Annotated in this window: 23 protein-coding genes and 1 pseudogene; 16 read left to right on the plus strand and 8 right to left on the minus strand. The window is 73.8% G+C overall.

Going from position 1 to position 25,145, the window contains the following annotated elements; all coding sequences use genetic code 11:
- Nucleotides 1-60: 60 nt before the first annotated feature.
- Nucleotides 61-189, plus strand: a complete 129-nt coding sequence (locus tag AC156L_RS22325; RefSeq protein ID WP_330874913.1) for a hypothetical protein — start codon at nucleotides 61-63, stop codon at nucleotides 187-189.
- Between the two features lie 238 nt (nucleotides 190-427).
- Here AC156L_RS22325 and AC156L_RS22330 read toward each other — a convergent pair whose 3' ends face one another.
- On the minus strand, nucleotides 428-2,461 hold the full coding sequence (locus AC156L_RS22330; RefSeq protein WP_484407230.1) for an RICIN domain-containing protein: 2,034 nt from the start codon (nucleotides 2,459-2,461) through the stop codon (nucleotides 428-430).
- A gap of 162 nt (nucleotides 2,462-2,623) precedes the next feature.
- On the opposite strand from AC156L_RS22330, the gene AC156L_RS22335 reads away from it, so the two are divergent.
- The 3 genes from AC156L_RS22335 (at nucleotide 2,624) to AC156L_RS22345 (ending at nucleotide 4,882) form a co-directional block, all read left to right on the plus strand.
- Nucleotides 2,624-2,827, plus strand: coding sequence for a hypothetical protein (locus tag AC156L_RS22335; RefSeq protein WP_330874915.1), 204 nt, complete (start codon nucleotides 2,624-2,626; stop codon nucleotides 2,825-2,827).
- Nucleotides 2,828-2,894: 67 nt separating this feature from the next.
- Entirely contained in the window at nucleotides 2,895-4,298 is a 1,404-nt protein-coding gene (locus tag AC156L_RS22340) for a fatty acid desaturase (protein WP_330874916.1), read from the plus strand.
- Nucleotides 4,295-4,882, plus strand: a complete 588-nt coding sequence (locus AC156L_RS22345; protein ID WP_330874917.1) for a TetR/AcrR family transcriptional regulator — start codon at nucleotides 4,295-4,297, stop codon at nucleotides 4,880-4,882. Before AC156L_RS22340 ends, AC156L_RS22345 begins: the two co-directional genes overlap by 4 nt.
- A gap of 6 nt (nucleotides 4,883-4,888) precedes the next feature.
- On the opposite strand, the gene AC156L_RS22350 is transcribed toward AC156L_RS22345, so the two are convergent.
- Complete coding sequence (locus tag AC156L_RS22350) at nucleotides 4,889-5,998, minus strand: FAD-dependent oxidoreductase (RefSeq protein ID WP_330874918.1); 1,110 nt, start codon at nucleotides 5,996-5,998, stop codon at nucleotides 4,889-4,891.
- A 105-nt stretch (nucleotides 5,999-6,103) separates the two neighbouring features.
- Here AC156L_RS22350 and AC156L_RS22355 point away from each other — a divergent pair, with 105 nt between their 5' ends.
- Nucleotides 6,104-6,697: a TetR/AcrR family transcriptional regulator gene (locus AC156L_RS22355; RefSeq protein ID WP_330874919.1), complete on the plus strand. Its 594-nt coding sequence runs from the start codon at nucleotides 6,104-6,106 to the stop codon at nucleotides 6,695-6,697.
- A gap of 81 nt (nucleotides 6,698-6,778) precedes the next feature.
- Here the strand turns inward: AC156L_RS22355 and AC156L_RS22360 are convergent, their stop codons facing one another.
- Nucleotides 6,779-7,621: a DUF4253 domain-containing protein gene (locus AC156L_RS22360; RefSeq protein ID WP_330874920.1), complete on the minus strand. Its 843-nt coding sequence runs from the start codon at nucleotides 7,619-7,621 to the stop codon at nucleotides 6,779-6,781.
- A gap of 145 nt (nucleotides 7,622-7,766) precedes the next feature.
- Here AC156L_RS22360 and AC156L_RS22365 point away from each other — a divergent pair, with 145 nt between their 5' ends.
- The 6 genes from AC156L_RS22365 (at nucleotide 7,767) to AC156L_RS22390 (ending at nucleotide 16,332) form a co-directional block, all read left to right on the plus strand.
- Nucleotides 7,767-8,012: a hypothetical protein gene (locus AC156L_RS22365; RefSeq protein ID WP_330874921.1), complete on the plus strand. Its 246-nt coding sequence runs from the start codon at nucleotides 7,767-7,769 to the stop codon at nucleotides 8,010-8,012.
- Complete coding sequence (gene kdpF, locus AC156L_RS22370; protein WP_330874922.1) at nucleotides 8,009-8,110, plus strand: K(+)-transporting ATPase subunit F; 102 nt, start codon at nucleotides 8,009-8,011, stop codon at nucleotides 8,108-8,110. Before AC156L_RS22365 ends, kdpF begins: the two co-directional genes overlap by 4 nt.
- A complete protein-coding gene (kdpA, locus tag AC156L_RS22375) occupies nucleotides 8,110-9,747 on the plus strand; it encodes a potassium-transporting ATPase subunit KdpA (protein ID WP_330874923.1) in 1,638 nt (545 codons plus the stop codon). The genes kdpF and kdpA overlap by 1 nt, the downstream gene beginning before the upstream one ends.
- Entirely contained in the window at nucleotides 9,744-11,840 is a 2,097-nt protein-coding gene (kdpB, locus tag AC156L_RS22380; protein ID WP_414719835.1) for a potassium-transporting ATPase subunit KdpB, read from the plus strand. The genes kdpA and kdpB overlap by 4 nt, the downstream gene beginning before the upstream one ends.
- 2 nt (nucleotides 11,841-11,842) lie before the next feature.
- Entirely contained in the window at nucleotides 11,843-12,451 is a 609-nt protein-coding gene (gene kdpC, locus AC156L_RS22385) for a K(+)-transporting ATPase subunit C (protein ID WP_330874936.1), read from the plus strand.
- 116 nt (nucleotides 12,452-12,567) lie between these two features.
- Nucleotides 12,568-16,332: an nSTAND1 domain-containing NTPase gene (locus AC156L_RS22390; protein ID WP_330874924.1), complete on the plus strand. Its 3,765-nt coding sequence runs from the start codon at nucleotides 12,568-12,570 to the stop codon at nucleotides 16,330-16,332.
- 12 nt (nucleotides 16,333-16,344) lie between these two features.
- Here AC156L_RS22390 and AC156L_RS22395 read toward each other — a convergent pair whose 3' ends face one another.
- Together AC156L_RS22395 and AC156L_RS22400 are read right to left on the minus strand one after the other, a co-directional pair.
- Nucleotides 16,345-17,103 (minus strand): SDR family NAD(P)-dependent oxidoreductase, encoded by a 759-nt coding sequence (locus tag AC156L_RS22395; RefSeq protein WP_330874925.1) that lies wholly within the window; start codon nucleotides 17,101-17,103, stop codon nucleotides 16,345-16,347.
- Nucleotides 17,104-17,137: 34 nt separating this feature from the next.
- Nucleotides 17,138-18,508: an MFS transporter gene (locus tag AC156L_RS22400; RefSeq protein ID WP_414719836.1), complete on the minus strand. Its 1,371-nt coding sequence runs from the start codon at nucleotides 18,506-18,508 to the stop codon at nucleotides 17,138-17,140.
- Between the two features lie 295 nt (nucleotides 18,509-18,803).
- On the opposite strand from AC156L_RS22400, the gene AC156L_RS22405 reads away from it, so the two are divergent.
- The 3 genes from AC156L_RS22405 to AC156L_RS22415 all read left to right on the plus strand — a co-directional run bounded on the left by AC156L_RS22405 (nucleotide 18,804) and on the right by AC156L_RS22415 (nucleotide 22,512).
- Nucleotides 18,804-20,618: a flavin-containing monooxygenase gene (locus AC156L_RS22405; RefSeq protein WP_330874926.1), complete on the plus strand. Its 1,815-nt coding sequence runs from the start codon at nucleotides 18,804-18,806 to the stop codon at nucleotides 20,616-20,618.
- Complete coding sequence (locus AC156L_RS22410; RefSeq protein WP_330874927.1) at nucleotides 20,615-22,180, plus strand: SMP-30/gluconolactonase/LRE family protein; 1,566 nt, start codon at nucleotides 20,615-20,617, stop codon at nucleotides 22,178-22,180. The genes AC156L_RS22405 and AC156L_RS22410 overlap by 4 nt, the downstream gene beginning before the upstream one ends.
- A gap of 101 nt (nucleotides 22,181-22,281) precedes the next feature.
- Nucleotides 22,282-22,512: a hypothetical protein gene (locus AC156L_RS22415; RefSeq protein WP_330874928.1), complete on the plus strand. Its 231-nt coding sequence runs from the start codon at nucleotides 22,282-22,284 to the stop codon at nucleotides 22,510-22,512.
- On the opposite strand, the gene AC156L_RS22420 is transcribed toward AC156L_RS22415, so the two are convergent.
- Nucleotides 22,513-22,683: an adenine nucleotide alpha hydrolase family protein gene (locus tag AC156L_RS22420; protein ID WP_330874929.1), complete on the minus strand. Its 171-nt coding sequence runs from the start codon at nucleotides 22,681-22,683 to the stop codon at nucleotides 22,513-22,515.
- Complete coding sequence (locus AC156L_RS22425) at nucleotides 22,680-22,901, minus strand: universal stress protein (protein WP_330874930.1); 222 nt, start codon at nucleotides 22,899-22,901, stop codon at nucleotides 22,680-22,682. Before AC156L_RS22425 ends, AC156L_RS22420 begins: the two co-directional genes overlap by 4 nt.
- A gap of 153 nt (nucleotides 22,902-23,054) precedes the next feature.
- Between AC156L_RS22425 and AC156L_RS22430 the strand changes: the two genes are divergently transcribed.
- Nucleotides 23,055-23,525, plus strand: coding sequence for an alcohol dehydrogenase catalytic domain-containing protein (locus AC156L_RS22430; RefSeq protein ID WP_330874938.1), 471 nt, complete (start codon nucleotides 23,055-23,057; stop codon nucleotides 23,523-23,525).
- An 89-nt stretch (nucleotides 23,526-23,614) separates the two neighbouring features.
- On the opposite strand, the gene AC156L_RS22435 is transcribed toward AC156L_RS22430, so the two are convergent.
- Entirely contained in the window at nucleotides 23,615-24,532 is a 918-nt protein-coding gene (locus tag AC156L_RS22435; protein ID WP_330874931.1) for a universal stress protein, read from the minus strand.
- A gap of 348 nt (nucleotides 24,533-24,880) precedes the next feature.
- Here AC156L_RS22435 and AC156L_RS22440 point away from each other — a divergent pair.
- Nucleotides 24,881-25,145 (plus strand): annotated as a pseudogene (locus AC156L_RS22440) (histidine kinase); the annotation flags it as partial.

Here is a 25,145-nt window from a genome sequence, read left to right on the forward strand (position 1 = left end):
CGGACGCCCGCCAGTCCTTCCCCTCGGGCGTGGCGCAGCAGGCCGTCCCCGGCTCGACCGGTGCGCAGGACCGGTTTCCGCCGGCGGGCTGGTACGACTCGGCTGCTGCTGGAGCCGCGCCGGTACGTGCTGGGCAACCTGCTGTTCCTGGGACGGGTCGCCGTCGAACGGATCCTCACCCGACGGTGACCCGTCGCTGGTCCGCAGGTCGCGGCCGTGCTGGAGCCGGAGCAGCGGCGACCGCTGGGACTGATGTCCTCGCTGAACGCGTCGACCACCGCCACCGGCGAGGTCGTCGGCCAGCGCGGGCCCACCCGCGGTGGCGCGGACCTTCCCGCGTTGCCCGCGAAAGCCGTCGCGGCACGGGTTTCCGGGGTCCGGTGCGGATCGTCCGTTCCCGCACCGGACCCCGGTTCACGCCTCGCGCTCAGCCCACGGCGACCGCCGTCCACCGCTGGTTGTCGCCGGACGTCGGCTGGTACAGCCCGATCGGCGCCCCGTTGGCACGGGATTCGCCCGTGACGTCCAGCAGGGTTCCCGTGCCGGCGTTGACGACCGTCCACGTGCCGTCGCCGGTGGTGGACAGCATCCACCGCGCGGTCGGGCCGTCCGCCGTCGGCGTGGTCAGCCCGACGCCGGACCCGGTCGCGGCGAGGCGCTGGCCGGTGCCGACGTTGGTGATCGCGAACTGGGCCCGGCCGGCGTAGCCGGTGGTGCGGCGCTCGACCCGCCACCGCTGGTCGGCCGCCGCGGTGTTCGTGTCGCGCTGCACCAGCGCGGTTCCGCTGGGCGCCAGCGACTTCCCGCTCTGCACGCCGGTGAGCCGGTGGTCCCTGCCGGTCAGGCCGCTGGACGCGACGCCCGAGACGCCGTCGACGACGAACGTGGTCACCGACCGGGCGGGCACCGTGAGGGTCGCCGCGCGGTCGCGCACCGGCACGGCCGTGCCGGGGACGAGCCCGCCGGACGCGTCGCTCACCACGGGGCGGACGGTGGCGCCCGCGGCGACGGTGGAGAACGCCGACAGGTCCAGCACGACCTGCTGCGCCTCGGTGGACCTGTTGAGGTGCACCACGGACTTCAGGGCGTCGTTCGTCCCGCGCACGGCGGCGACGTCGGTCGTCGTGCCCACACCGACCAGCCGGTCACCGGGGCGGATGTGGTGGGTGAAGTTGCGCAGGGTGTGGAACTTCGTGTTCGTCCTCACCGGACAGTTGGCGAGGGTGGCGTTCGGGCCGCAGTTGAACGGGACCTGGACGACGCCCCAGTTCATCCCGGCGGGGGACTCGCCACCCGGCTTCATGTTGTCGTAGTCCTCCACCGCCTGCCACAGCAGCCACGACACCGGTTCGAGTTCGCGCAGGTCGTCGATCACGCGCTCGGCGATCCCCAGACCGGGGTCCATGCTGGTGAAGCTCTGGCCGTCGCCCCACGAGCCGTCGACCTCGCTCATCCACAGCGGTTTCGCCGCGCCCTTGGCGATGTCGCGCGCCGACGTGCGGCGGGCGGTGCCGTAGGTGTGCACGTTGAGCTGCCCGACCTGGTCGCGCACCGCCCGCGAGTAGCCGTTCCAGTCGGTGGCGAAGGTGCCGGGGTTGGTCTCGTCGGGAGCGGAGACCACGGCGTCGGTGGCCGACCGCGCGAGCGCCGAGGCCACGGCGGGGATCACCTCGGCCTGGAGCGCGGGGCCCAGGTGCGCGCCCTCCTGCCTGCCGCCCGTCGGGTTGCCGTTCGCGCCGAGGGTGGTGCGCCAGTAGTTCGTGTTGGGCTCGTTGAACGGGTCCAGCGTGGCGAACCGGATGCCGTGCGCCCGTTCCAGCTCGTCGACCGCCTGCGTGAGGTAGGAGGCGAAGTCGGGGATCCGGTCGCGGCGGAGCTGGTCGGCGTTGGCGTCGAAGCCACCGGAGACGTAGCCGCTCACGGTCTGGAACCACGGCGGCGAGTTGCTGAACGCCTCCCAGCGGTCGACCCGTGACTTGATCCGGTCGATCCACCAGCGCTGGTGGGGGTCCGCCGCCCGGTCGAACAGCGCGGGGTCGCCGGGCCGCCACCAGTCGGTGTCGGTGCGGGTCGTGCCCGGCGGTGCCTTCCACCAGCCGGGCACCGCACCGCCCGCGCGCAGGTAGGGCGGCACGTCGGGGGCGTTGCCGCCGCCGATGTTGTACCGGGCGATGTTGAGGTTCAGGCCGTCCGCGCCGAACAGCAGGTCGGCGAGCCGCTCGCGGACGACGTCGGGGTAGCCGCCCGTGGCGTTCGCGAACCACACCAGGCTGGTGCCCCAGCCCTGGAACGGCTGCTGCTGGTAGCTCGGGTCGGGCTTGACGGTGACGGTCGCCGCGGCGGCCGTGCCGGCCGTGGCCGTGCAGGTGGCCGCCAGCAGGGAGGCGGCCACGCCGAGGCGCAGGAGTCGGGATCGCGGGGAGGTCGGGCGGGCTGACGTGCGGGGTTCGACAGCGGCCATCAGTTCTCCGTTGAACGGGCGCTGACACCGGCAAGGGATGTTAGCGCTAACAACAACCGTGTGGGTCGAGCGTGGCAACTCCGCCCCCCGTCGTCAAGGCGCCGGTCGGCCGCGGCGCGCCCGCGGTCGGTGGCGTTGATCGGACAGGGGGGCGAGGCGGGGGTGCCCGCCCGTGAGGGGAACCGCGCACGTCGTGGACGGCACCTGGCGTGGCTGGTCGTGGTGGCGGCACCGGCCGCCGTGGTGCGGGTGCCGCTCGGCCTCGGCGTGGTCGCCCTGGCCAGGGCCGCCGTGCGGCGTGCTGGCCACGAGGTGTCCGCGCTGCTGGTCGTGCCGGAGCGGGTGCGCCCGGCTTTACATTTTTGACCCTCTTGTCAAGTAGACTTGACAAACGCTACCTTCCTGTAAAGCGGCGGGCACGGGAGGTCAGCGCATGGCGAGCGTCGGCGACGACACCGGCACGGTCCCGGACGGGTCCACCGAGGGGTGGACCGACCGGAAGCGGTACCTGTGGCTGATCGGCCTCGTGGTGCCGTCACTGGCCTTCGCGGCGCTGGGCCTGCACGCGTCGACGGGCTGGGGGATGTGGTTCTGGCTCGGACCGATCGTGGTCCTGGTCGTCGTGCCCGCGATCGACCTGCTGGCCGGGCTCGACCGCTCGAACCCGCCGGACGACGTGATCGAGGCGCTGGAGAACGACCGCTACTACCGCTGGATCACCTACCTCTTCCTGCCGATCCAGTACGCCGGGTTCGCGCTGGCGTTCTGGACGATCGCGCACGGGGACCTGTCCACCGCCGACAAGGTCGGCCTGGCCGTCACGATCGGGTGCGTCGGCGGGATCGGCATCAACACCGCGCACGAACTGGGCCACAAGAAGGAGGCCCACGAGCGGTGGCTGTCGAAGTTCGCGCTGGCGCAGAGCTTCTACGGCCACTTCTACATCGAGCACAACCGCGGCCACCACGTGCGCGTGGCGACGCCGGAGGACCCGGCCAGCGGCCGCGTCGGCGAGAGCTTCTACCGGTTCTGGCCGCGCACCGTGTTCGGCTCGCTCGCGAGCGCGTGGCGGCTGGAGCGCAAGCGGTTCGCCCGTCGGGGCGGGCACCCGTTCCACCTCGGCAACGACGTGCTCAACGCGTGGCTGATGTCGTTGGCGCTGTGGGGCGCGGTGGTGGTGTGGCTGGGGATCGGTGTCCTGCCGTACCTGGTCGTGCAGGCGGTCGTCGGCTTCTCGCTGCTGGAGGTCGTCAACTACGTGGAGCACTACGGCATGGCCCGGCGGGTGGTGGGCGTGCCGGGCAGGCAGCGGTACGAGCGGGTGGCGCCGCGGCACAGCTGGAACTCCAACAACATCGCCACCAACGTCCTGCTGTACCACCTCCAGCGGCACAGCGACCACCACGCGAACCCGACCCGCCGCTACCAGTCGCTGCGCGACTTCGAGGAATCGCCCGCCCTGCCGACGGGGTACGCCGGGATGATCCTCCTGGCGCTGGTGCCGCCCGTGTGGCGGCGGGTCATGGACCCCAGGGTGCTCCGGCACTTCGACGGCGACATGAGCCTCGCGAACGTGCAACCCCGCCGTCGGGAGGCCGTGCTGGCGAAGTACCCGGTTCCGGGCGCGCGGGTGCCGGTCGCGGTGGCCGAGCCGCCCGCGCCCGTCGGGTCGGGCGGGGGCGGCCGGTGCCCCGGCTGCGGCTACGTCTACGACGAGCGGTTCGGTGACGCGCGCGAGGGCTTCCCCGCGGGCACGCCGTGGTCCGCCGTCCCGGACACGTGGTGCTGCCCCGACTGCGGCGTGCGGGAGAAGCGCGACTTCCACGCCATACGATGATCTCCATGACGGAGGCGGAGACCGGGAGCGGTCATCGGCGGCGCATCATCGCGGCGGCGGTCGAGCAGACGGCCCGGTCCGGCTGGTCGACGGTGACGATGGCGCGCCTGGCCGAGTCCGCGGGCGTCAGCAGGCAGACCGTCTACAACGAGATCGGGTCCAAGCAGGCCTTGGCCGAGGCCATGGTCCACGACGAGCTCGGCCGCTTCCTCTCCGTGGTGGAGCGGGCCTTCGACCGGAGTCCCGCCGACCTGGAGGCGTCGATCCGCGGCGCCGTGCGCGCGGTGCTGGAACTGGCGCGCGACAACGTCCTGCTGCGCGCCATCGTGTCCGCGACGCACGACGCGGACACCGACCTGCTGCCCCTGCTCACCACCAACGCCGGGTCGCTGCTCGCCACGGCCAAGGGCGTGCTGGCGCACCGCCTCGCGGCGTTCGACCTGCCGCTCGACGACCACCAGGTCGCCGCCACGATCGACGTCGTCGTCCGAGCCGTGCTCAGCCACGTGATGCAGCCGTCCGGCACGCCGGAGAGCACCGCGGCCGACATCACCTGGATCGTCGGTCGGGTCCTGGCGGTCTAGCGGCCGTCAGGCGGTCTCCAGCCCCCGCAGGCGCTCGTTCCGCGCGGTGATGGCCTCCCAGCTGGACGGCACGACGAGGGCCGCGCCGTCCCCGACGCTGTTCTGCGCGAACTCGACGTACGGGCGCTGCCTGGCCTCGTAGCGCTCGAACGCGGCGGTGTGGTCGCCGTCCGCCCGCTCCAGCTCCTCGGCCAGGAAGAGCGCGCCGGTGAGCGCGAGCGACGTGCCGCGCCCGGACAGGCCGGTGGCGCAGTGGGCGGCGTCGCCGACGAGGACGACCCGGCCGCGGTGCCACGTGGGCACGTGGATCTGGCTCACCGAGTCGAAGTAGAGCTCGGGGTCGGCCAGGGCGGCGTCGAGGAGCTGCGGCACCTTCCACTCCCGGTGGCCCTCGAACGCGTCCACGAGGATCTTCTTCTGGGCGTCGAGGTCGCGGTGGTCGTGGTCGACGGGGTCCGAGCGGAACATGAAGACGCCGAGCGCCCTGTTCCCGTACCGCGCGATCCCGGCGAGGTGGCCGGGGGAGTTGTACATCGGGTTGAGCCGGTCGGAACGGGCCTCGCCCGGCAGGTCGGCGAGCGCGACGTAGAGCCCGAGGTGGCGGGCGAAGTCGCTCTCCGGTCCGAAGGTGAGGCGTCGGACCGCCGAGTGCTGGCCGTCGGCGCCCACCACGAGGTCGAAGCGCGCGCGGTGGCCGGACGCGAACCGCACGTCGATCCCGGTCTCGTCGTCGGCCAGCTCCTCGACGGAGTCGAGGAAGCGGATCTCCACGTCCGGCGGCAGGGCGTCGACGAGGACCTGCGCCAGGTCCTCCCTGGGGATCTCGACGTCGTCGTCGGAGTCGCTGACCTCGCGGAGCGGCAGGCGCGCCACCGGCTCGCCGTCGCCGTCCACGAACTGGGTCAGCTCCGAGGTGCGGACCCGCCGCCGCAGGACCTCCTCCAGCAGGCCCATCTCGGCCACCACCCCGATCGCGTCACCGCGGATGTCGATGGGTGAGCCGTTGACGCGGAAGTGCGCCGCGCGCTCGACGACGGTGACGCGGTGGCCGCGCGAGGCGAGGTCGAGAGCGGTCGAGAGCCCGGCGATGCCCGCGCCGGAGATGAGGACGTCCATGTGCACCGATCCTTAAAGCGACAATTTGTAACTTTAAGGTACCACCAACTCCGGTCTGGGAGGATCGAGCGGCCATCGAGCACGACGAGCGGGAGTGGACGAGGGATGACGGACAGCCCCAAACCGGCGGCTCAGCGGCCCGGCGGGCGCACGGCCCGCGTGCGGGCGCAGATCCTCGACGCGACCGTGCGGCTGATCGGGCGCGACGGCATCACCGGCTTCCGCTACGAGGAGGTGGCGGAGCTGGCGGGTGTGCACCGGATGACCGTCTACCGGAACTGGCCGGACCGCGACGCGCTGGTCGGCGAGGCGGTGCTGGGCCTGGCGCAGGAGACCGCGCCGCTGCGGGACACCGGGGACCTGCGCCGCGACCTGGTCGACTTCCTGGTGGCGCTGGCCGCCGGTCTGGTGAGCCCGACCGGCCGGGCGCTGCTGTCGGCCGTCCAGGCGGCGCGCGACAACGCCGACGTCCGCCGCACGGTGGACGAGGTCGTCACCCGGCGCGTGGACCTGCTCCGGACGAGGCTGGCGAGCGCCACCGCCCTGGGGGAACTCCCGCCGGTGGACGCGCGGTTCCTGTCGGACCTGCTCGCGGGCCCCGTGCACCTGCACGTGGGCCGCGACCCCCGCCCGTTCACCCGCGAGGCCGCGGAGAGGGTCGTCGACGTGGTGCTCGCGGGGGTGCGCGCCACCGCGTGACACCGGTGACCGGCGTCCGGGTCGACCGGGATCGACCCGGACGCGGTCCTCAGACCGGGTCCACCGCGGTGGAGGGGGCGGTCAGTCCCACCAGAACGCCCACGAGTGGTCGCCGACCAGGCGCTCGGCGTAGGAGGCCAGGGTCTGCGGGGAGGAACCCTGGAGCACGTTGTCCGGGCAGAACGCGAAGTGCTCCGCGGCCACGGCCAGCGCCTCCACGTACGTGCTGGGCGGGGCGGCGACGCTGAGCAGCAGGGTGGCGAAGCCGACGCCGACCACCCGCGCGCCGAACCGGTCCTCCCAGTTCCGCAGCACGGCCGAGACCTCGGCGGTGTCGTTGGTGTAGTTCATCGGGCCGGTCCAGCCCGCCACGGCCAGCGCGTCGGCGCCGCGCTCCGCCGCGACCAGCCCGAGGCGCATCGACCCGTGGCCCGCGAGGAGCTGCTCGGCCAGGCCGTCGGCGACGAGGTCCGGGTCGGCCCGCGTGTCGGACGGCCGGGCCAGTCCGGGCCACACGCGGCCGTAGGGCGCGGTCAGCGGCGACGGCTGGTCCCCCTGGCCCGCCTCGGTGTGGTCGGCCCACCAGGCCGTGAGGAGCGCGACCGGGTCGTGGTCGGCGGGGGAGGACATGTCACCGGGCAGCACCTCGCCGTTGCCCCACGGGCGGTAGTCGTCGTCCTCGTCGTCCAGCGCGTCGAGCAGCAGCGGCCACAGACCGGAGCGGGCGTGCTCGGCGCGCAACCGGGCCCACAGGCCCTCGGGGGCGGGCTTGTCGCTGAGCCAGAACGCGGGGCGGTCGCCGTCCTCCTCTTCCTCGGACGTCACGGGACGGCCGGACGGCAGCGGGACCGACAGGGTCCGGCCACCGGCCCCGTCGGCGAACAGGTCCCGCAGCTCGGCGGGCAGTGGGGATTCGGGGATCACGGGCGGATCGTAGGCCGTGGGTCCGACGTCCGGGGCGGCAACGGCGACCAGGACCGGTGAGCTGGGGGAACGCCGAGACCACCCGGATGGTCACCGCGCGTGGTCGAGAACCGGCTCGCCGCCGTCCTCTGCCGGGTGACGGGAGATGACCGGCGTCACCACGGCGTCAAGATCGCGTCAACGCGCGGGCGGCGCGTGTCAAGGAGCCGTCAGGGACCGCCGATCGGCTGACGCGGCGGCGCACGCTCGACCGGTCGCGGTCGCCGTCGGGGCGACCTGGAGCCCATGTGGGGAATGGAGCATCGCAATGGCCGACCTGGCCTACGCCTTGCTGCTGATCGGTGTGTTCGCGCTGCTGGCGCTGACGGTGCGCGGTCTGGAGCGGTTGTGAGCGGCACCGGGGTTCTGGCGAACGTCCTGGGTGGCGTGCTCGCACTGCTGTTGGTCGTGTACCTGTTCGTCGCGCTGATCAGGCCGGAGAAGTTCTGATGTCATCCACCGCGGCCGGCCTCCTCCAGGTCGGTCTCCTCCTCGCGGCCCTGGCGGTGGTCCACCGCCCGCTCGGCGACCACGTGGCCCGCGTGTTCAGCGGCGCCCGGCACACCCGTGCGGAGGCCGCCGTCTACCGGCTCGTCCGCGTCGACCCGGAGTCCGAGCAGCGCTGGGGCACCTACGCCCAGGGCGTGCTCGGGTTCTCCTTCGTGTCCGTGGTGTTCCTCTACCTGCTGCAACGGCTGCAACCGCTGCTGCCGTTCGACTTCGGTCGCGGCGCGGTCCCACCGGGCATGGCGTTCAACAACGCCGCCAGCTTCGTGTCCAACACGAACTGGCAGTCCTACGTGCCCGAGGTCGTCATGGGCCACGCCGTGCAGATGGTCGGCCTCACCGTGCAGAACTTCGTGTCCGCCGCCGTCGGCCTCGCCGTGGCGATGGCGCTGGTGCGCGGGTTCGTCCGGTCGAAGACCGACCGCCTCGGCAACTTCTGGGTCGACCTCGTGCGCGGCACGCTGCGGGTCCTGCTGCCGCTGGCGTTCGTCTCCGCGATCGTCCTGCTGGGACTCGGTGTGGTGATGAGCCTGCGCTCCGGCGTCGAGGTCGTCGGGCCGGACGGCGTCCGGCACACCATCGCGCTGGCCCCCGCCGCGAGCCAGGAGGCCGTCAAGCTGCTCGGCACCAACGGCGGCGGCGTCTTCAACGCCAACTCGGCGCACCCGTTCGAGAACCCGAACTCGTGGTCGAACCTGGTCGAGGTCTTCCTGCTGCTGGTGGTCCCGGTGTCGCTGACCCGCACGTTCGGGACGCTGGTGGGCAACCGCAAGCAGGGGTACGTGCTGCTCGGCGTCATGGGCACGCTGTGGGCGGGGATGCTCGCGGTGATCTGGTGGGCCGAGGAGCACGGGCTGCGGCCGTTGGAGGGCAAGGAGACCCGGTTCGGGATCGCGGGCTCCGCGCTGTTCGCCGACTCGACGACGGGCACGTCGACGGGCGCCGTGAACTCCGCGCACGACAGCTTCAGCGGCCTCGGCGGCGGCGGGACGCTGCTCAACATGCTGTTCGGCGAGATGACTCCCGGAGGGGTGGGCACCGGCCTGTACGGCATCCTCGTCATGGCGATCATCGCGATGTTCCTGGCGGGGCTGATGGTCGGCCGCACACCCGAGTACCTGGGCAAGAAGCTCGGCAAGCGCGAGGTGACCGCCGCGGCGCTGTCGATCCTCGCCATGCCCACGCTGGTGCTGCTGGGCGTCGGGACCGCGCTGGTGCTGCCCGGCACCGCGGGCGCGCTGAACAACCCCGGCGCGCACGGGCTGTCCGAGGTCCTCTACGCCTACGCGTCGGCGTCCAACAACAACGGCAGCGCGTTCGCGGGCATCACCGCGACGAACGACTGGTTCCAGTCCTCGCTCGGCGCCTGCATGCTGCTCGGCCGGTTCGTCCCGATCGTCGCCGTCCTCTGCCTGGCCGGATCGCTGGCCGCGCAGCGGAAGGTCCCGGAGACGGCGGGCACGCTGCCCACCACCGGCCCGCTGTTCGCCACGCTCCTCGGCGGCAGCGTCGTGCTGGTCGCCGCGCTCACGTTCGTCCCCGCTCTCGCACTCGGTCCCATCGCGGAGGCACTGCTGTGACCACCACCACCCACCGTCCACAGCGGACTCCCGAGGAGCAGGCGGCCGTGGCCGCGCACCACCGCCAGGTCGGCGGGGGAGTGTTCGCCCCCCGGCAGCTGCTGACGTCGTTCCCGGACGCGCTGCGCAAGTTCGACCCCCGCCACCAGCTCCGCAACCCGGTGGTGTTCGTCGTCTGGGTCGGCTCGGTCCTGGTCACGGTCTTCGCCGTCGCCGACCCGAGCGCGTTCTCCCTCGGCGTCGCCGGGTGGCTGTGGTTCACCGTGCTGTTCGCCAACCTGGCCGAGGCCGTCGCCGAGGGCCGGGGCAAGGCGCAGGCCGAGTCGTTGCGCAGGACCAAGAAGGACGCCGTCGCCCGCAGGCTGGTCGACGGCGGCGAGGAACCCGTGCCCGGCACCGAGCTGCGCGTCGGCGACCTGGTCGTGGTCGAGGCGGGGGAGGTGGTCCCCGGCGACGGCGACGTGGTCGAGGGCATCGCCACCGTCGACGAGTCGGCCATCACCGGCGAGTCCGCGCCGGTCATCCGCGAGTCCGGCGGCGACCGGAGCGCGGTCACCGGCGGCACGACCGTGCTGTCCGACCGGATCGTCGTGCGGATCAGCACGAAGCCCGGCGAGTCCTTCGTGGACCGGATGATCGCGCTCGTCGAGGGCGCTGAGCGGCAGAAGACGCCGAACGAGATCGCGCTGACGATCCTGCTGTCCACGCTGACGGTCATCTTCCTGCTCGCCGTGGTGGCGTTGCAGCCCATGGCCGCCTACTCGGGCAGCACCCAGTCGGTGATCGTGCTGACCGCGCTGCTGGTGTGCCTGATCCCGACCACGATCGGCGCGCTGCTGTCCGCGATCGGCATCGCGGGCATGGACCGCCTGGTGCAGCGCAACGTCCTGGCGACCTCGGGCAAGGCCGTCGAGGCCGCGGGGGACATCGACACGCTGCTGCTGGACAAGACCGGCACGATCACGTTCGGCAACCGGCGCGCGACCGACCTCGTGCCGGTCGGCGGCACCACCCCCGAGGAGCTGGCCGCGGTGGTCCGGCTGTCCAGCCTGGCCGACGGCACGCCCGAGGGGCGCAGCGTCGTCGAGCTGTGCGCGGAGCGGTTCGGCCTCTCGGCCGAGGCGACCGACCACGAGAAGACCGGCGAGTTCGTGGAGTTCAGCGCGAACACCCGCATGAGCGGCATCGACCTCGGCGGCGTCGAGGTGCGCAAGGGGGCCGCGAGCGCCGTGCGGGCCTGGGTGCTGGAGCGCGGCGGCCAGGTGTCCGGCGAGGTCGGGCCGGTCGTGGACGAGATCAGCGAGCAGGGCGGCACGCCGCTCGTGGTCGCCGAGGTCCGCGACGGCACCGCCTCGGTGCGCGGGGTGATCCGGCTGTCGGACGTCGTCAAGCCCGGTATGCGGGAGCGGTTCGCCGAACTGCGGGCCATGGGCATCAGGACCGTCATGGTGACGGGCGACAACCCGTTGACCGCCAAGGCCATCGCCGACGAGGCCGGGGTGGACGACTTCCTCGCGGAGGCCAAGCCCGAGGACAAGATGGCCCTGATCCGCCAGGAGCAGGAGGGCGGCAAGCTGGTCGCGATGACCGGCGACGGCACCAACGACGCGCCCGCCCTGGCGCAGTCCGACGTCGGTGTCGCCATGAACACCGGCACGTCCGCCGCGAAGGAGGCGGGCAACATGGTGGACCTGGACTCCGACCCCACCAAGCTGATCGAGATCGTGGAGATCGGCAAGCAGCTGCTGATCACCAGGGGGGCGCTGACGACGTTCAGCGTGGCCAACGACCTGGCGAAGTACTTCGCGATCCTGCCCGCCATGTTCGCGGGCATCCACCCGCAGCTCGACAGGCTCAACATCATGCACCTGGCCACACCGCAGTCGGCGATCCTGTCCGCGGTGGTCTTCAACGCACTGGTCATCGTGGTGCTGATCCCGTTGGCGCTGCGCGGTGTCCGGTACCGGCCGTCCAGCGCGTCCGCGCTGCTGCGGCGCAACCTGCTGGTCTACGGCCTCGGCGGCGTCGTCACGCCGTTCGCCGGGATCTGGCTGATCGACCTGCTCGTCCGACTCGTCCCTGGAATCGGGTGACCGTGAACAACCTCCTCAAGCAGTCCCTCGCCGGACTGCGCGTCCTGCTCGTCCTGACCGTGATCACCGGGGTCCTCTACCCGCTCGCGGTGTGGGGCATCGGCCGCGTGCCCGGTCTCCAGGCCAACGCCGAGGGCTCGATCATCACCCGGAACGGCCAGGCCGTCGGCTCGGCGCTGATCGGCGTGGACCCGGTCGCCGAGGACCCGGCGAACGACCCGTGGTTCCACACCCGCCCGTCGGCGCTGGCGGAGGGCCCGCTGGGCCCCGGCGACCCGTCGTCGTCGCTGGGCAGCAACAAGTCCGCCGTGAACGAGGACTACGACGCCGTCGTGGCCGAGCGCCGCGCCGCGGTCGCCGCCCGCGAGGGCGTCGCGCCGGAGCAGGTGCCCGCGGACGCGGTGACGGCCTCGGCGTCGGGGTTGGACCCGCAGATCAGTCCGGCCTACGCGGCGTTGCAGGTGGCTCGGGTGGCTCGGGTGACCGGGCTGTCCGAGGCGGTGGTGCGGGACCTGGTGGCGGCAGGCACGACCGGGCGCGGTCTGGGTGTGCTCGGTGACCCGGCGGTCAACGTGCTCCAGGTGAACCTGGCGGTGCGGGCGGCGGGGTGAGGTCGTGGGCGGCCCGTGCGACCGGTGTCGTGCGGGCTGTCGGCCGATCGGGTTCTCCGCCGCGGATCCCCTGACTCGGCGGGCTCGACGCAGGAAGATCGTCACCGGGAGGGACGATGCCTCGTCGAGAACGTCCGCTGGACGAAGGGGACACCGCGCTGCTGCGGTTCGCGCGCGATCTGCGCCTGCTGCGCGAGAAGGCGGGCAGGCCGACCTACCGGCAGCTCAGCGGGCTGGCGCACTACTCGGAGGCCGCGCTGTCGCTGGCCGCCGGAGGGCGCAAGCTGCCCAGCCTCGCCGTGGCGCTCGCCTACGTGCGGGCGTGCGGCGGACCGGTGGAGGAGTGGGAGAAGCGCTGGCACGAGGTGGCCGCCGAGGTCGAGCCGCCGCCCCGCGACGAGGTGGGGGACGCGCCGTACGTCGGGCTGGCCGCGTTCCAGCCCGAGGACGCGGACCGGTTCTTCGGCCGCGAGCGGCTGGTCGAGGACCTGCGGTCGTGCCTGCGCGAGCAGCGGGTCGTCGTGGTCGTGGGGGCGTCCGGCTCGGGCAAGTCGTCGCTGCTGCGCGCCGGGCTGGTCGCCCGTCTGGACGGCCCGGTGCTGCTGTTCACCCCCGGCGCGCGGCCGTTGCGGGAGTGCGCGACCCACCTGGCCCGGCTGACCGGCGAGCCGGTCGACCTGCCCGTGGACGACCCCCGCGCGCTGCACCGGGCGATCCGCCGAGCGGTCCCCGACGGCGCGGAGGCGGTGGTCGTCGTCGACCAGTTCGAGGAGGTCTTCACGCTCTGCCACGACCCGGCCGAGCGGACCGCGTTCCTCGACCAGGTGCTGACCGCCGCCCGGTCGCGCCCCAGCGGCTGCCGCGTCGTGCTGGGGGTGCGGGCCGACTTCTACGCCCACTGCACCGCGCACCCCGGCCTGCTCGAAGCGCTGCGCGGCGGCCAGGTCACGGTCGGCACGATGACGGCCGAGGACCTGCGCGCCGCCGTGGTGCAGCCCGCCGTCCGCTCCGGCCACACCGCGGAGACGGCGCTCGTCGCGCGGATCGTCGCGGACGCCACCGGCCAGCCCGGCGTGCTGCCGCTGGTGTCGCACGCGCTGCTGGAGACCTGGCGGCGCAGGCGCGGCACCACCCTGACCCTGGCGGGCTACGAGGCCGCGGGCGGCGTCGAGCGGGCCGTGGCGCACACCGCCGAGCGGGTCCACACCGCGCTGTCGGACGAGCAGCGGGCCGTCGCGCGGCACCTGTTCCTCCGCCTGTGCGCGTTCGGGGAGGGCACGGAGGACACCAAGCGCCGGGTGCGGCGCGAGGAGTTCGGCCCCGCCGACCACCCCGCGCACGCCGTGCTGGACGACCTGGCGCGGGCCAGGCTGGTGGTCCTGGACGGCGACGGCGTGGAGATCGCCCACGAGGCCCTGATCCGGTCGTGGCCGCGGCTGCGCTCGTGGCTCGCCGAGGACCGCGACGGGCTTCGGGTGCACCGCGCGCTGACCGAGGCGACGGCGGCGTGGCTCGCACTGGACCGCGATCCCGGAGCCCTCTACCGCGGGCTGCGCCTGGACACCGCCGAGGACTGGGCCTGCCGCGACGGCACCGCGCTCACCCCCGTCGAACGGGAGTTCCTGGAGGCGAGCGCCGCGGAGCGCACGGCGGAGCGGGCGGCGCGGCGGCGGCGGGCCCGGAGGCTGCGTCAGCTCGTCGCGGTGCTCGCGGTGCTCCTCGTCCTCGCCGTCGGCACGTCCGTCTACGCCGCCACGACCGCGCGGACCGTCGCCAGCCAGCGCAACACCGCCCTGTCGCAGAAGGTCGCCGGGGAAGCGGCCGTGCTGCGCGCGAACGACCCCGGGCTCGCCGCCCGGCTCAGCCTTGCGGCGTTCCGGCTCGCGCCCACGACCGAGGCGCGCGGCAGCCTGCTCAGCACGACCTCGAACCCCGACGTGGCCAGGCTGCCCGGCCACGGGGCGATCGTCGAGTCGGTGGCGGTCAGCCCGGACGGCCGGGTCGTCGCGACCGCCAGCGGCGACCGCACCGCCCGCCTGTGGGACGTGTCCGACCGGCGCGCTCCCGTCGAGACCGCCACGCTCGCCGCGCACACCGACGCGCTGTGGACGGCGGCGTTCAACCCCGCCGGGACGCTGCTGGTGACGACGGGCAAGGACCGGACGGCCCGGCTGTGGGACGTCACCGACCCCCGCCACCCGGCCGAGGTGGCCACGCTGACCGCGCACACCGACGCCGTGCTGGCCGCGGTGTTCTCCCCGGACGGGACGGTGCTCGCCACCGCGAGCGCCGACCGCACCGTGCGGCTGTGGGACGTCACCGACCCCCACCACCCCGTGCCGACCGCGACCATCACCGGCCACACCGACCAGGTCACCTCCGTCGCGTTCGACCCGCGGGGGAGGACCGCGGCCACGACGAGCCTGGACGGCACCGTCCGGGTCTGGGACGTCGCCGACCCCCGCGCCCCCGTCGAGTCCTCCCGGCCCGCCGAGGGCCTCGACCGGCCCGGCTCGGTCGCCTTCGGACCGAACGGCACCACCCTGGCCCTGGTCACCAGGGACTTCCACGTGCGGCTGTGGGACCTCACCGACCCGCTCCGCCCCCGGCGGGCGGCCGACGTCGACGGCGGCACCGCGCACGCCCTCGCGTTCGGCCCGGACGGCCGGTTCCTCGCGACCGCGGGGCTCGACCGGACCGTGCGGCTGTGGGACGTGGCCGACCCCGACCACCCGAGGCCGATCACGGTGCTGCGCGGCCACACCGGTCCGGTGGTGACGGTCCGGTTCACCCCCGACGGCCGCTCGGTGGTCAGCGCCGGGTTCGACCGCGTCGCGCGCGTGTGGGCCCTCCCCGGACCCGTGCTCGGCGGGCACGACTCCGCCGTCTACGCCGTCGGCTTCAGCCAGGACGGCGGGCTCCTCGCCACGTCCAGCTACGACGGTGCGGTCCGGCTGTGGGACCTCGGCGACGTCCGCCGCCCGCGGCCCGCCGCGCTGCTCACCGCCCACACCCTGGCGGTGAACGCCGTGGTGTTCAGCCCGGACGGACGGCGGCTGGCGACGGCGGGCCTGGACCGCGTGGTGCGGCTGTGGGACGTCGGCGACGTCGACCACGTCGGCGAGCCCGTCGTCCTCGACGGGTACGCGGACTCCGTGCAGGCGGTGGCGTTCAGCCCCGACGGCCGGACCGTGGCCACCGGGAGCGCCGACCACTCCGTGCGGCTGTGGGACGTCTCGGGGCCGGGCCGTCCGCGCGAACTCGCCGTCCACACCGGGGAGGACAACGTCGAGACCGTCGCGTTCAGCCCGGACGGCCGCACGCTGGCCGCGGGCACCTCGGGTCACGTCGTGCGGCTGTGGGACGTTCGCGTGCCGGAGCGGGCACGGGAGCTGGCGAGCCTGACCGGGCACACGGACTCGGTGAAGTCACTGGTCTTCACCCCCGACAGCAGGCTGATCGCGACCGCGAGCGGTGACAGCGCGGTGCGGCTGTGGGACGTCTCCGACCCGGAGCGCGGCCGGGAGGTCGCCCGCCTCGCGGGGCACACCGAGATGATCCACTCGATCGACGTCAGCGCGGACGGCGGCACCCTCGCCACCGGCAGCGCGGACGGCACCGTGCGGCTGTGGGGCATCCGGGACCCGGCCCGCGCGACCGGGACCGCCGTCCTGACCGGCCACACCGCCCGCGTCTACGGCGTCGCCTTCCACCCCGACGGGCACACCCTCGCCACGGCGGGCGAGGACCGCACGACCCGGCTGTGGGAGACCGACCCCGAGCACGCCGCGACGTGGGCCTGCGCCACCGCCCCGCCCATCACGCCGCAGGAGTGGGACGAGCACTTCGCGGGGGCGCCGTTCCAGCCGCCCTGCCGGTGACCGCCGCCGGGGTCAGACCGCCGACCAGCCGTTGTCGACGGGCAGGACGACGCCGTTGAGGTTGCTCGCCGCGTCGGAGGCGAGGAACACGATCACGGCCGCCTGCTCGTCGGCCCCGGACACGCGGCCGAGGTTGGCCATGTACGGCATGAGCGTCTTCGGCCCGTGGCCCGTGCGGTCGAGCGGGCTCGCGATGGCGGTCGTCGTGGCACCGGGCGCGATGGCGTTCGTGCGGATGCCCGCCGTGCGGTACATGATCGCGAGCGACTTGGTCAGCCCCACGACGCCGTGCTTGGACACGGTGTAGGCCGTGCCCGCGGCACTGCCGCGCAGGCCGGCCTCCGACGCGGTGTTGACGATCGCGCCCCGGCCCTTGGCGAGCATGTGCGGCACGACGGCCCTGGCGAGCAGGAACGGCGCGGTGAGGTTGACCCGCAGCACCCGCTCCCACTCCTCGTCGGTGACGTCGGCGGTCGCCGTCATGCCGTCCATGATCCCGGCGTTGTTGACCAGCACGTCCACGCCGCCGAACGCCTCCACCGCGGTCGCGACCACCCGGTCCACCACGGCCTGCTCGCTCAGGTCGCCGACCACCGCCGCGGCGGCACCACCCGCGGCGGTGATCTCCTCGACCACCGCCGCGGCGCGGTCGCCGTCGAGGTCGGCGACGACGACGTTCGCCCGTTCGGCCGCGAAGCGCAGCGCGGCGGCCCGGCCGATGCCCGAGCCCCCACCGGTGACGATCACGCTGCTGTTGTCGAGTCCCGTCATGTCCTGCTCCGTCGTCCTCGTGGTGGGTGTGGTGTCAGCGGCGGGGGATCAGGCACGCCACGGCGGCGGCGGCGAGCGCCGTGGCCGCGCCGATCCCGATGATCACCCGGAACGCGGCCGGGGACGGCACCTCGGTCGGTCCGAACGGGACGGTGAGCCGCGACAGGACGACACCCGCGACGGCACTCGACACCGAGGTGCCGATGGAGCGCATCAGGGTGTTGAGGCTGTTGGCGGCGGCGGTCTCGGAGACCGGCACGGCGGACATGATCAGGGACGGCATGGCGCCGTAGGCGAGGCCGATGCCCGCGCCGACCACGCTGGAGATGAGCACGAGCTGCCAGATCTCGCTCAGCAGCAGCAGGTTGAGCGCGTAGCCCGCGGCGACCACCAGGGTGCCGGTGATCAGGGTGGTGCGAGGTCCGCTGGTGCGGGTGATGCGGGCGGACACCGGGGCCATCGCCATCATCACCAGGCCGGACGGGGCGAGCACCAGGCCGACGACGAACATCGGCTGGCCGAGGCCGTGCCCGGTGGCCGACGGGAGCAGCAGCAACTGCGGCAGGACCAGCGACATCGCGAACATGGAGAAGCCGAACACGGCGGAGGCGAGGTTGGTCAGCGCGACCGGCCTGCGCCCGCTGGTGCGCAGGTCCACCAGCGGTTCGCCGGTCCGCAGCTCCCACCGGCCCCACGCCACCAGCACCACGACCGCCACGCCGACCAGCGTCAGGGTCAGTCCGCTGGTCCAGCCCCACGCCGAGCCCTTGGACACGGCCAGCAGCAGGCACACCAGGACGATCGACAGGCCGATCGCGCCGACGAGGTCGAAGCGCCCGCCCGTGCGGACCGACGACTCCGGCACCAGCGCCACCACCAGCGCCGCGGCGACGACGCCGAGCCCGGCGGCGAGCCAGAACAGCAGGTGCCAGTCGACGCTGTCGGCCAGCAGCGTGGCGATGGGCAGGCCCAGTGCTCCGCCCACGCCCAGCGACGCGCTCATCAGGGCGGTCGCCGAGCCGAGCCGTTCGGCGGGCAGTTCGTCGCGCATGATGCTGATGCCCAGCGGGATGACCCCGGACGCGAGGCCCTGGAGCACCCGCGCCACCACCAGGGGGGCGAGGGTCGTGCTCAGCGCGCCCAGCGTCGAGCCCGCGACCAGCAGCGCCAGGCTGATCATCAGCATCCGGCGCTTGCCGTACATGTCGCCGAGCCGTCCCGTCGTGGGGGTGGCGACGGCGGCGGCGAGCAGCGTGGCGGTGATCGCCCAGGCCGTGTCGGCGGGGGTCGAGCCCAGCAGGGCGGGCAGCCGGGGCACCAGGGGGATCACGATCGTCTGCATCAGCGCCACCGTGACGCCCGCGAAGGCGAGCACGGCCACGACGGTGTTCGGCCGCCTGGTCACGTCCGGCGGAGGGCCGCCGGGCAGGTCGACGGGTGCGGTGGACGGCGTGGACGGCACGGGCGGGCCTCCGGACGGTGGGCGAGCGGACCAGGTGCTGATTAAAGCAGTCGATTGACTTAGATGGACCCGGCGGGATCTCCGGTCGTCCGGTGTGCCAGGCTCGTCGGACACGTCACGGGGTGGTGTCGCGCGGTCACGGAGCGGTATGGTCCGCAATTAAGTCAGTCGCTTGACTGTGGCCGTCGTGCGCCGATGCTCGCCCAGAGCCCCGTCCAGCACAGCCAGAGAGGTGTGCATGTCCACGCCACGCACGTCCGGACTCCCCGACGACCTGGGGTTCGACCCCGACGCCCTCCGCGCCAGGTACCGGGCCGAGCGCGACCGCCGGATCCGACCCGACGGGACGGCGCAGTACCGCCGCGTCGAGGGCGAGTTCAGCGCCTACGCCGACGACCCCCACGCCGACCGCGAGTTCACCAGGGAACCCCTGCGCGACCGGGTCGAGGTCGTGCTGGTCGGCGCCGGGTTCGGCGGTCTGCTGACCGGCGCCCGCCTGCGCCAGGCCGGTGTCCGGGACATCCGGGTGATCGACGAGGCCGCCGACTTCGGCGGCACCTGGTACTGGAACCGCTACCCCGGCATCCACTGCGACATCGAGTCCTACGTCTACCTGCCCCTGCTCGAAGAGGTCGGGTACGTCCCGAAGTGGAAGTACGCGCCGGGCGAGGAGATCCGGCAGCACGCGAGGGCCGTCGCCCGCCACTTCGACCTCTACCGCGACACCTGCTTCCAGACCCGCGTCACCGACCTGCGCTGGGACGACGACGCCGACGAGTGGATCGTCGGCACCAACCGCGGCGACGAGGTGCGGTCCCGCTACGTGGTGGTGTCGAGCGGGACCCTCAGCAGGCCCAAGCTCCCCGGCATCCCCGGCATCGAGACGTTCGCGGGCCACACGTTCCACACCAGCCGCTGGGACTACGACTACACCGGCGGCGACGCGAACGGCGGCCTCGACGGGCTCGCCGACAAGCGCGTGGCCGTCGTCGGGACCGGCGCGACCGCCGTCCAGGTCGTGCCGCACCTGGGCCGCGACGCCGAGCACCTGTACGTGTTCCAGCGCACGCCCTCCACGGTCGACGCGCGGGACAACCGCCCCACCGACCCGGAGTGGGCGCTGTCGCTGACCCCCGGCTGGCAGCGCCGCCGGATGGAGAACTTCCTGTCGATCGTCACCGGCCTGCCGTCCGAGGAGGACATGGTCTCCGACGGCTGGACCGGCAGCGCGCGGCTGCTCCAGAACCTCATCCCCAGCAACGCCTACGCGGACCTCTCGCCCGAGGAGCGCGAGCGGGTGAACGAGGTCGTCGACTTCCAGAAGATGAACGAGCTGCGCGCCAGGGTGGACGCGGTCGTCGCGGACCCGGCGACCGCCGAGGCGCTGAAGCCCTGGTACCGCTACATGTGCAAGCGCCCGACGTTCAGCGACGAGTACCTGGAGACGTTCAACCGCCCCAACGTCACCCTGGTCGACACCGCCGACCACGGCGGTGTCGAGCGCGTCACCGAGAAGGGCCTGGTGGTCGGCGGGACCGAGTACGAGGTCGACTGCGTGGTCTTCGCGACCGGGTTCGAGGTCGGCGTGTCCGGGGTCCTGTCCGGACTGCTGCCCGTGCACGGCCGCGGCGGCGTCGGGCTGCTCGAATCGTGGGGCCGGGGGCCGAAGACGCTGCACGGCTTCTACAGCCACGACTTCCCCAACCTCTTCCACCTCGGGCCGTTGCAGAACGCCAGCTCGGTGAACTTCGTGCACATCCTCGACGAGCAGGCGACCCACGTGGCCGCGGTCGTCGCCGAGGCGCGGGAGCGCGGGGCGCGCCGCGTCGAGCCGACCACCGAGGCCCAGGAGGCCTGGGTGGCGCGGATCCGGGAGAACGCCCCCGACCTGCACCGCTTTCAGTCCGAGTGCACCCCCGGCTACTACAACGCCGAGGGGATGCCCCGCGCGCGGCGCGAGACCTACGCCGACGGGCCCGTGGCGTTCCACGAGGTGCTGCGGCGCTGGCGCGCGGAGGGCGGTATGGACGACGTCATGGTGACCGCCGAATGAGCCGCTTCGGGGGCCCCGACCCGGTGGGCGCGCGGCGGCTGACCCGGCCGAACCCGCTGTGGGGCTCCAACGGGGTCGCGTTCGGGCCGGACGGGCGGCTGCACGTCGCCCAGTTCCTCGCGGGCCGGATCAGCGCCGTCGACCTCGCGTCGGGCGACGTCGAGGTGGTCGTGGCCGGTGACGGTCCGGTGCAGTCGCCGGACGACCTCGCGTTCGGGCCCGACGGGTCGATGTACATCACCGACCTGGTCCCGGACCGGGTGTGGCGGCGCGGCCCGGAGGGCGGGTTCACGCTGGTCTCCGACCGGGTGAGGGTGCCGAACGGCATCGCCTTCGTCGGCGAGCGGCTCTTCGTCAACGAGATGCGGCCCGGCGGCAGGCTGCTGGAGCTGTTCCCCGACGGCGGCGAGCCGAGGGTGCTCGCGGACGACCTGGCCATGGGCAACGCGATGCAGCTCGGCCCGGACGGCTGCCTGTACTACCCGCACATGCTGACCAACCGGGTCTTCCGGGTGCCGGTGGACGGCGGTGGGCCGGAGCTGGTCGCGGAGGACGTGCACGAGCCGGTCGCCGTGCGCTTCGACCGCGGTGGCGCCCTCGTGGTCCTGTCGCGCGGCGCGGCGGGCATCGTGACCCGGCTCGACCTGTTCGGCACCGGTGACCGCACGGTGGTCGCCAGCGGGATCGTCGGGCTGGACAACGCGGCGTTCGACGACGAGAACCGGATGTTCGTCTCCAGCTTCGCGAGCGGCGGCGTCGCGGAGCTGAGCCCGGACGGGCGGACCAGGGACGTGGTGCCGCGCGGGTTCGACGGCCCGTTCGGCGTGACCGTCGACCTGGGCGGGACCGTGTACGCGGCCGACCACTACCGGCTGGCGGGTCCCGCCGACGGCGAGGTGGTCACGCACGAGCTGCTGACGTTCGTCCACGGCATCGCCGCCGACGGCGGCCTGCTGCACGTGACCTCGCAGTACGGCGACGTCCGCACCTACGACCCCGCGACGGGGAGCGTGGTGCCGCGCGCGACCGGCCTGGACCGGCCGACGGGCATCGCGGTGCGCGGGGACGGCTCCCTCGTGGTCGCCGAGTCCGGCGCGGGCCGGGTCGTCGCCGTCGACGGGGCGGGCACCGTCACCGTGCTCGCCGCCGGGTTCGACCGGCCGGTGGACGTCGCGCTGGACGCCGAGCAGCGCTGCTACGTCAGCGACGACGTGCGCGGCGCGGTGTTCCGGATCGAGGACGGACGACCGGTGCTCGTCGTGGACGGCCTGGACGCGCCGCAGGGCCTGGTGGTCCGCGGCGACGACCTCGTCACCGTGGAGACGGGCGGGCGCAGGGTCGTGGCCACCAGCCTCACCACCGGCGTCCGCACGGTCGAGGCGGAGGACCTGGCCGTCGGCCCGCCGCCCGGCGAGGACCGCGCCGAGCCGGCCCTGTTCACCCACGGCGTCCCCGGTGTGCCGCGGCGGTTCGCCGGTCTCGCCCTCGGCCCGGACGGCTCCCTGTACGTCTCCGCCGACGGCGAGGGCACCGTGCTGCGCCTCACCCCCGCGCGGGAGTGACCGCCACCGGGCCCCGGCGGTGCACTGTGGACGGCGCGCTCCGGGGCTCGGCCACCTCGCACCCCGTGGACTACGCTCGACGCGGCCGCGAGGGAGTGCTGATGACCGACGAGGAACTGATCGTGGAGTTCGCGCTGACCCGCCTGGACAACCCCGGTCTCGACCTGGAGGAGATCGCCGCGCTCGTCGTGCGCCGCGTGGGCCCCGACCACATGCTGGAGTTCGCGTCCCAGAACCTCGGCACGCGCGGTGAACTGCGCGGGGCGGTGTTCCCGTCGGCCGTGGAGCACGTGCTGCGCGTCGTGCTCACGCTGCGCGGGCCCGCCGACTGATCAGACCCGCGCGCCCGGCGGGATCACGACGACCGGGCAGGCCGCGTGCCGCACGCAGCCGGGCACCACGCCGACCGACCAGGTGCCGCCCTGCCGGGTGCCGACCACCAGCAGGGTCGCCCGCCTCGACGCGCCGACCAGGACGGACACGGCGTCGCCGACGACCGTCACCTCCGCGACCGTCGGTGCGCCGGCACCTCGGCGCGGACCTCCCGCACAACCCGGTGCAGGTCGCCCGCCGGGTACCGACGGCGCTGGGCACCGTCCTCGGGCACGCGGCGCCACGCCGTCGTCGCCTCGACGAGCGCGCCCGTGCGGCTCGCCTCCCCGAGGGCCCAGCGCAGCGCCGCCCGGCTCTCCGGGGAGCCGTCCACGCCGACCACGATCACCGATGACGTCGTGCGAGCCTCCCGCGGGTCCTGGTGCGCTCCAGGCTGCTCCTCGCGCTCCCGGCGCGGCAGGGACCGACGCCACCTCCCCCCTGGCGGGGAGGTGGGGGTGTGGACACCGTGCTCGCGTGGCACGTGGACCGGCCGGGACCGATGGCGGGCGGGCCCCTGCGCGCCAGCCGGGACCCGCTGCCCGGTCCCGGTCCCGGCGAACTGCTGATCGAGGTCCTGGTGTGCGGTGTGTGCCGGACCGACCTGCACGTGGCCGAGGGCGACCTGCCCGTGCACCGGCCGGGGGTGACGCCGGGGCACGCGCTGACCCGCAGCGCGCGGGCGCGGGAACCGGGCGCCGCGTCGCCACCGGCGCGGGCGCCCCGCCGCCCGAACCGCTGGACTCGGCCATCCTGTTCGCGCCGGTCGGCTCCCTCGTGCCGCCCGCCCTCGAAGCGCTGGACCGCGGCGGCGCGGTGGCCGTGGCGGGCATCCACCTCAGCGACGCCCCGGTGTTGGACCACCGGCGCCACCTGTTCCAGGAGCGCCAGCTCCGCAGCGTCACGTCCAGCACGCGTGCCGACGCGCGGGAGTTCCTCCACTTCGCCGCCGGGCACCGGCTGCGCGTCGTGACCCGGTCCTACCCGCTGGACCGGGCCGACATCGCGTTGACCGATCAGGCGGCGGACCGGGTCGAGGGTGCGGCGGTGCTGGTGACCTGATCAGCGCGAGGCGTGGGCGGGCTGCCTGGACTGGGGGCCGCGCACGGCCGCGCCGGGGCGGGCGAGGTCGCTGGTCGGCGCGGGCCACGGTTCGGGCACGTGCGGGCGGTGCACGACCATCACCGGGCACGGGGCCTGGTGCAGGGCGGTCCTGGTGACCGTGCCGCAGCGGCCCGTCTCCGGCAGCTGGTCCCCGGCGCCGACCACGAGCAGGTCGGTGTCGGTGCAGCGGGCGACGGCCTCGTGCGGCTGACCGTGCAGCAGGACGACGGTGTGGGGAGGGCACCGGTCGAGCTTCTCCAGCTGCCGGGTGGCGTGGTCGAGCACGAACTGGTGGTCGGCGGCGACCGCGTCCTTGGTCGTCGGCACGGGTTGCGCGTGCAGCACGCGCACCGCGGCGCGGTGGCCGAGCGCTATCGCCGCGGCGCGGATGAGGACCGGGCCGTCGTCCTCGCCGCCGTTGATCAGGGCGGTGACCCTGCGGTTGTCGCCGCGCACCGCAGACGCCCTGCCGCGGACGACGACGGTGTCGCACGTGGCTCTGCTGACCAGGGGCAGCACCTTCTCCCCGAGGCTGAGGGAACTCGCGCGGTGGCCGCGGTAGCCGACCACCAGCAGACCCGACCCGCGTCCCGCGGTCTCCAGGTCGCGCACGGGGTCGGTGCCGGACTCGTGCACCCGCACGCGCAGCATGGGCAGGCTGCTGGTGATGTAGTTGAGGCCACCGTTGGCGGGGACGGTGTCGGGGACCTCGGTGGAGCGGTCCCACAGCCAGACGTCGAGCGCCGCGCCGGTCCGCCAGGCGTGCTCCGCGGCCCACCGCAGCGCGGCCTGGCCCCAGAGCGAGCCGTCGTTGCCCACCACCACCGGGAGCGGGAACCGGTTCGTCGTCTGGGAACGGCTTGGTTGACTCGGCACCTGGTACATGTGAGCTCCACTGGTGGTACGGCCCCCGGCGCCCCCCATCCTCGCGCGACGGCGCTCGCGGCGGCAGTGCACACGGGCCTGGCGGCTAGGGACGAAAGTCCCTAGGCGGTCGGGAACGAGTCGTTCCAGGGTCCCGAATCGGCCCTCCCCTCGACACGGTGTCGAGGATCGAACCGGCGGAAGCGCCTGCGTGGCAAGGGTTGTGGGAATAGTTCACGACCGGGCGCGCGTCGCGGTTGTTCCTGAACCCCGCGCGGGCGGTCTGGTTCACCCTGTGGTCCCGTGCCAAGCTGGACGCCCGGCACCGCGGTCGACCACGTCCGAGGAGGAGATGCCGAGATGGCCGGCGAGCCCGACTTCAGCGGATGTGGCACCAGGGTGAGCCTCACGGGGTTGCGCTTGGACGAACTGCTCGGTGAGGTGCGGGATCGGTTGACCGAGATCGCCGAATCGCGGGACCAGATGCGGAGCCTGCTGGACGCGGTGCTGGCGGTGGGGTCGGGGCTGGAGCTGGATTCGACGCTCCAGCGGATCGTGGACGCGGCGGTGGAGCTGGTGGGTGCGCGGTACGGGGCGTTGGGTGTGTTGGGGACCAGGGACGACC

Source organism: Umezawaea sp. (assembly GCF_057122925.1).